Annotated in this window: 6 protein-coding genes; 4 read left to right on the plus strand and 2 right to left on the minus strand. The window is 66.1% G+C overall.

The window, feature by feature from the left end; genetic code table 11:
- Positions 1-1,534 (plus strand): right-handed parallel beta-helix repeat-containing protein (locus IG99_RS44670; RefSeq protein ID WP_199815736.1); only part of this gene is annotated, 1,534 nt, incomplete at its 5' end.
- Between the two features lie 158 nt (positions 1,535-1,692).
- Here the strand turns inward: IG99_RS44670 and IG99_RS42975 are convergent.
- Positions 1,693-2,337, minus strand: a complete 645-nt coding sequence (locus IG99_RS42975; protein WP_078948270.1) for an SGNH/GDSL hydrolase family protein — start codon at positions 2,335-2,337, stop codon at positions 1,693-1,695.
- 129 nt (positions 2,338-2,466) lie between these two features.
- Between IG99_RS42975 and IG99_RS42980 the strand changes: the two genes are divergently transcribed.
- The gene (locus tag IG99_RS42980; protein ID WP_037684422.1) at positions 2,467-3,177 is read left to right on the plus strand and encodes a cupin domain-containing protein; all 711 of its coding nucleotides are present in this window, start codon (positions 2,467-2,469) and stop codon (positions 3,175-3,177) included.
- Between the two features lie 136 nt (positions 3,178-3,313).
- On the opposite strand, the gene IG99_RS42985 is transcribed toward IG99_RS42980, so the two are convergent.
- Positions 3,314-4,303, minus strand: coding sequence for a LacI family DNA-binding transcriptional regulator (locus IG99_RS42985; protein WP_199815737.1), 990 nt, complete (start codon positions 4,301-4,303; stop codon positions 3,314-3,316).
- A gap of 240 nt (positions 4,304-4,543) precedes the next feature.
- Between IG99_RS42985 and IG99_RS42990 the strand changes: the two genes are divergently transcribed.
- Complete coding sequence (locus tag IG99_RS42990) at positions 4,544-5,455, plus strand: carbohydrate ABC transporter permease (RefSeq protein WP_394298087.1); 912 nt, start codon at positions 4,544-4,546, stop codon at positions 5,453-5,455.
- Positions 5,448-6,107 (plus strand): carbohydrate ABC transporter permease (locus IG99_RS42995; RefSeq protein ID WP_037684431.1); only part of this gene is annotated, 660 nt, incomplete at its 3' end. The genes IG99_RS42990 and IG99_RS42995, both read left to right, overlap by 8 nt.

Below are 6,107 nucleotides of genomic sequence, written 5' to 3' on the forward strand. Positions count from 1 at the left end.
GTTCAGCGGGATCGTCACGAAGCAGTACGCCGGTGACGCGCCCGGTGCCGTCTTCACCGGCTGGGGCAAGCGCGCCACGGCCACCGACCCCGCCTACACGCCGTACACCGACGTCACGTTCCGCGGCAACTACATCACGCAGGCGAACACGCCCTACGGCTGCAACGGCATCTACCTCACCGGCGTCCGCGGCGGACTCGTCGAGGGCAACGTGATCGACCGGGTCGGTGTCTCCGGCGTCGAGACCAACATGGCCGACAGCGTCACGGTCCAGCACAACGAGATCATGGGCACCCACCTCTCCTCGGGCGGTGCCGACCAGAACGCCCTGGACCCCGACATCGGCACCACCAACCAGGTGTTCCAGTACAACTACCTTCACGACAACGGCGACGGCATCCTGCTGTGTGCGTGCAACTCCGCGGTCAAGTTCGGCAGCGTGGTGCTCCGCTACAACGTCATCACCGGCAGCACGCGGTGGAACATCCACATGTCGCAGCAGAGCGGCACGGTGGCGAACATCTACAACAACACCATCGCCAACACCAATTCGCAGAACATGGTGACCGGCGGTGTCTCCGGCAAGGCGACGTTCACCAACAACCTGTTCGTCTCCGGTCAGTCCGCCCCCCAGTTCATACAACCGTCGAGCATCACCTACAACAACAACGGATACTCATCCAACCTGACTACTCGGCCGGCGTCGGACGCGAACGCCGTGGTCGGCGCGCCGCAGTTCGTGAATGCCTCCGTCACGGGGCCGTACGGCGACGAGAACGGCCCGAGGCTCGACACGGCGGCGAACTTCGCGCTCCAGTCGGGATCAGTGTTCGTCGACGCCGGAGCCACAGTCACCGGCAACGGCGGTCTCGACTACGCCGGGGCAACTGTGCCGATCGGGAACGGTCCGGAGATCGGCGCCTTCGAACGCGGCGCGCCCGACATCGCGTTCACGGACACGTTCGACGGCCTGGCGACCGGCGCGCTCGCCAATGGGACCAACGGATGGCGAGTCATCTCGACCAACAACGACGTCTCCGTGGTGGAGACGCCGTCCGCTACCGACAAGAGCGTCCGGCTGACCCGCACCATCGAAGGCGGCGGGACCGACGGAACCAACCTCGCCCGGCTCTTCAGCACCCCGATGCAGGGCGTGGTGACCATCGACACGCAGGTGATGCGCAACGACACTCAGGCCGGCTGGTTCGGGCTGCCCTACGTGTACAACGCCAGCGGTGCCCCAGCCGTCAGCGTCGCCTTCGCCCGCGGCCAGATCCACGCGTACAAGGGAACCACGGACACGGTGATCGGTACGTACACCAATGGCAAGTGGTACCGGGTCACGCTCACCGTGGACACCGTGAACCAGCGATTCGACCTGGACATCGACGGCCACCGCGTGCTGAACGACGCGGCGTTCCGCACCTCGATGCCGGGGATCGCAAAGGTCGCGTGGTACTCGAACGGGGGTGAGCGCGGGGCGGTGCACGTGGACGACGTCCGGATCTCGCGCGGCACCGGATTCGGCCAGTGAAAGCCAGGGCCAGTCTGGTGGCGTGAGCATTTCGGTAAGTGTACCGATCTAGTAAGCGCTTCCTCGTCCGCCATGATGCTCAGCTCAGGCTGACTTCATGAAAATGAAAAAGGATCTGCCTGGCCGATATCGGTCAGGCAGATCCGATTGCCTACTGATCAATGTGATGAAATCTGCTGCAGCGTGGCGCTCACCACCGGCACATAGAAAGTGGTGATACCCGCCTCGTTGGGATGTGTTCCCGATCCCTCTGTGCCAGGGAAACCGTTGACCAGGTCGTCGAACGTGTATTTCGCGCGCTGGGTGTCGTCACGCGTGTCGAACGTGGTCTCTCCGAAGACGTCGGCGACGGCGATGTCCCACTTGCGGCAGGCTTCCCGGGTCGCCTCGCGCAGCGCCACCTGAGTGTCCCAGTCCCGCGAGCCGAGCTTGTGGGCGGCGACGTACACGATACGGGCAGTCGGCCACTTCCGCTCCATGGCGTGCAGCGTCTTCTCAAACTCTTCGGCGTAGGTGCCGACCGTGTACGCGCGGTCCCGGAAAATGGACTGCGCGTCGTTGGTGCCTCCGTCGAAGACGACGAAGTCCGGCGCAATGTCGGTCACTTGCTCGACCTGCGTGAGTATCTGTCCTCCGGAAGCATGCGGGTCGGCGCCTATGGTCGCGCCGTTCCGGGCGAACTTGGTGAGGGCCATACGCTCGTGCTCTGCAACTACGTCCACGAAACTGTGCGGATACACATGTCCGTACACAATGCTGTCGCCGAAGGCATAGACGCTCTTACCTACCAAGCCATTGTTCACATCGTCCTCCTTGCGGCTTCGCTATTCGGGTCTGATTTTAGACAGAACATTGACCAGTGGGGCGACCGGCACGTAAATTAAGAGGGATAGAAAGCGCTTACTGCATGGAACTGGAGTGTTGACACACACATGAACACAACCAACACCGGATTGCCCGGGGGCGTCGCCATCTCGCATCTGTCGGTGTACGACTGGCCTGCCGCCGACGGGGCGTGCGGCGGCACGCCTCACATGCACCTGGCGTGTTCAGAGGCTTATGTCGTCACCGGCGGACGCGGGGCCGTGCAGACGCTGACCTCTTCCGGGTACGAGGTCACTCCGCTCCAGGCCGGCACGGTCGCCTGGTTCACGCCGGGCACCATCCACCGGCTGGTCAACGAGGGCGATCTGCGGATCACCGTTCTGATGCAGAACAGCGGACTGCCGGAGGCGGGGGACGCGGTCCTCACGCTGCCCCCGGAGTACCTGACCGATCCGGAGACGTACGCCCGCGCCACCGCCATCCCGGCCGACGCGCCCGAGGAGGAGCAGGAGCGCGTCGCCCGGGCCCGGCGGGACCTCGCTCTGGAGGGCTACCGGGCACTTCGGGAGGCCGACGGGCCACAGGCCCTGGCCACGTTCCACCGTGCCGCCGCCGCGCTCGTACGGCCCCGCATCGCCGAGTGGCGCGAGCGGTGGCGACACGGCGCCGAAACCTCCGCCGCAGCCACCGGGGCGCAGCTCGACTGGCTGGAGCGGGGGGAATCCCCTCACCTCGCAGATGCCGCCGTGAGGTCTGAACAGCCCGCCGCCCGTGGGAAGTTCGGGATGTGCGGCCGGCTTGACGTCTACGCGAACTGAGGGCGATGCGCACCTGAGGACGCGCGGCGTGCGCGGCCGGTTCGGCCCGCACCCACGGCCGGGCCGGATGGGCGGTGCAGGCGCAGGGGACGGACACGGTCCGCCTGCTCCGCGCCCACCCCGGCGGCGGCGCTGGTCACCGCCCGCGACTGAGACGCCCTGCCGCAGGCGGCTCGGCCGTCGACTCCCGCCAGACGATCCGGAACAGGGAGCCCTCAGCCATCTCCGGCGCGCTGTCCCTCAGACCCGCGATCAGCTTGGCCATGGCCGTACTGCCCAGTTGTTCGAGCTCCACGTCGACGGTGGTCAGCGACGGGGTCATGAACTGTCCGACCCCGGCGTTGTCCCAACCGGTCACGCTGAGGTCTCCGGGCACGTCCCAGCCGCGCTCCCGGGCGCCCCGGACGACGCCGGCTGCGACGAGGTCGTTGGCCGCGATCACCGCGGTCGGCCGCGCACGGCTCGGCAGCGACCGGATCGCCTCGATGCCGGACTCTCCCGACCAGTCTCCGTCGAAGACCCCGACGGACTCGACCCCGAGGCGTTCGACGGTCTCCAGATAGCTCTGCTTGCGCGCCCTCGCGGAGGCGAACTGCGCGTCGCCCGCCACATGGAGGAACCGGGAGTGACCGAGCGCCGCCAAGTGCTCGATCATCCGCATCAGGGGCGTGGCGTCGGCCAGCTGCCCGATGCCGCGCATCTCGTCGTCGAAGTCGGCCGAGATCACCACGGCGGTCCTCTGGTGCAGTTTGCTCTCCACGGCGGGAAGCACGGGGGCGAGGGAGAGGATGCCCTCGTACTGTCCCGAATCGGCGAGCTCCAGGAGGCGGTCGCTCCTCGCGCGTACGCCGCCCCCGGCACTCACGACATCCACGAAAAACCCTGCGTCCTGCGCCGTCGCGCCGGCACCCGCCAGCATGCGTGAGGGGTTGAAGGCCATGGCAGGCATGAGGATGGCCAGTCGGCCTGTCTTTCGCGTGCGCATCGACCGCGCCACCAGGTTGGGACGGTAGTCCAGTTCCCGTATGGCCTTCTCCACGCGTTCCAGGGTCGCCGGCTTCAGCCCGCCGTTGAACCGCAGATACCGCGACACCGTCTGGGTTGACACACCGGCGAGCCGCGCCACATCGGTGATCGTAGGCCGTCGTCGCGCCGTGTCAGCGCCATCCATCCGCTTCCCCCACCCTTCCGCCAACGTTCGGTGAAGTCAGAGACTACACACTCTTGACGTAAAAAGGGATCGTTCACTATGGTCCTCGCAACCCACAAAGTGAACGATCACTTTTCGGGTGACGCGGGGTCCGGGACGAGCCCGCACCACTGTGTTTCCGATGCCGCCGCTCAAGGGAGCAGTGCCGTGAGCTCCATCAACGAACTACGCCGGCTGCGCGGGTCCCAACGGGGCGCGCGACAGCAGAACAAGGCGGCGTTCTTCTTCCTACTGCCATGGTTCGTCGGGCTCTTCGGGATCACTCTCGGCCCGATGCTGGCCTCGCTCTACCTCAGCTTCACCAAGTACAACCTGTTGCAGCCGCCGCAGTTCAACGGAGTCGAGAACTGGACGCGCATGCTCGATGACGAGCGTCTGCACAAGTCGCTCGAAGTGACGTTCAGCTACGTCCTCGTCTCCGTCCCGTTGCAGCTGGCGATGGCCCTCGGGCTCGCCCTGGTGCTGGACAAGGGAGTGCGTGGCCTCGCCTTCTACCGCTCCGTCTTCTACCTGCCGTCACTGATCGGCGGCAGCGTGGCGATCGCCGTGCTGTGGCGCGCGATGTTCGGGACCAACGGCCTGGTCAACGAGGCCCTGGCCCTCGTCGGTGTCCAGGGGCAGGGCTGGATCTCGGAGCCGGGAACGGCGCTGTCGACCCTCGTCGTCCTGAACGTCTGGACCTTCGGCTCACCCATGGTGATCTTCCTCGCCGGGCTGCGGCAGATTCCGACCTCCCTCTACGAGGCGGCCTCCGTCGACGGCGCGAAGCGCTGGCGCCAGTTCCGCAGCATCACCATCCCGCTGCTGACACCCATCATCTTCTTCAACCTGGTGCTGCAGATCATCCACGCCTTCCAGACCTTCACCCAGGCCTTCGTGGTCTCCGGCGGTACCGGAGGGCCCGCCGACTCCACCCTCTTCTTCTCGCTGTACCTGTACCAGCGCGGGTTCGGCCACTTCGACATGGGGTACGCGTCCGCGCTCGCGTGGGTCCTGCTCCTCATCGTCGCGGCCTTCACCGCCGTCAACTTCTGGGCCTCAAAGTACTGGGTGTTCTACGATGACTGACCGCACCGAAGCCGTACCCCGCTCGCTGCCCGCCCCCCGCCCTCACGCGATACGCCGGGTCAGACGCGCCGTGCGCGCCCCTCTCAAGCACTGCCTGTTGGCCCTCTGCGCCCTCACGATGCTGTACCCCGTCCTGTGGATGGTGGTCAGCTCTCTGCGTCCCAACAGTCAGATCTTCCGCAGTGCGGGACTCGCCCTGACGCACCCGCGCTTCGAGAACTACAGCAACGGCTGGAACGCCTTCTCCCAACCGTTCAGTCACTACATGATCAACTCAGCGATCGTCGTCACCGGCGCGATCCTCGGGAACCTCCTCGCCTGCTCCCTGGCCGCGTACGCGTTCGCCAGACTGGAATTCCGGGCGAAGCGCGTGCTGTTCGCCATCATGCTCGTCACCATCATGCTGCCGGTCCACGTGATCATCGTGCCGCAGTACGTCCTGTACTCGGAACTCGGCTGGGTCAACACGTTCCTGCCCCTGATCGTGCCGAAGTTCCTGGCGACCGACGCCTTCTTCATCTTCCTGATGGTGCAGTTCATCCGGGGTATCCCCCGCGAGATCGATGAGGCGGCTCGGATCGACGGCGCGGGGCACGCGCGGATCTTCTTCCACGTCATCCTGCCGCTGATGGTCCCGGCCCTGGCGACCACC

Origin of the sequence: Streptomyces griseus subsp. griseus, assembly GCF_000720255.1 — a bacterium.
In the GTDB taxonomy this organism is placed as follows: domain Bacteria; phylum Actinomycetota; class Actinomycetes; order Streptomycetales; family Streptomycetaceae; genus Streptomyces; species Streptomyces griseus_I.

Coding starts and splice junctions, on each gene's coding strand:
- IG99_RS42980 (WP_037684422.1), top strand. CDS start 2,467: ATGAACACAACCAACACCGGATTGCCCGGGGGCGTCGCCATCTCGCAT.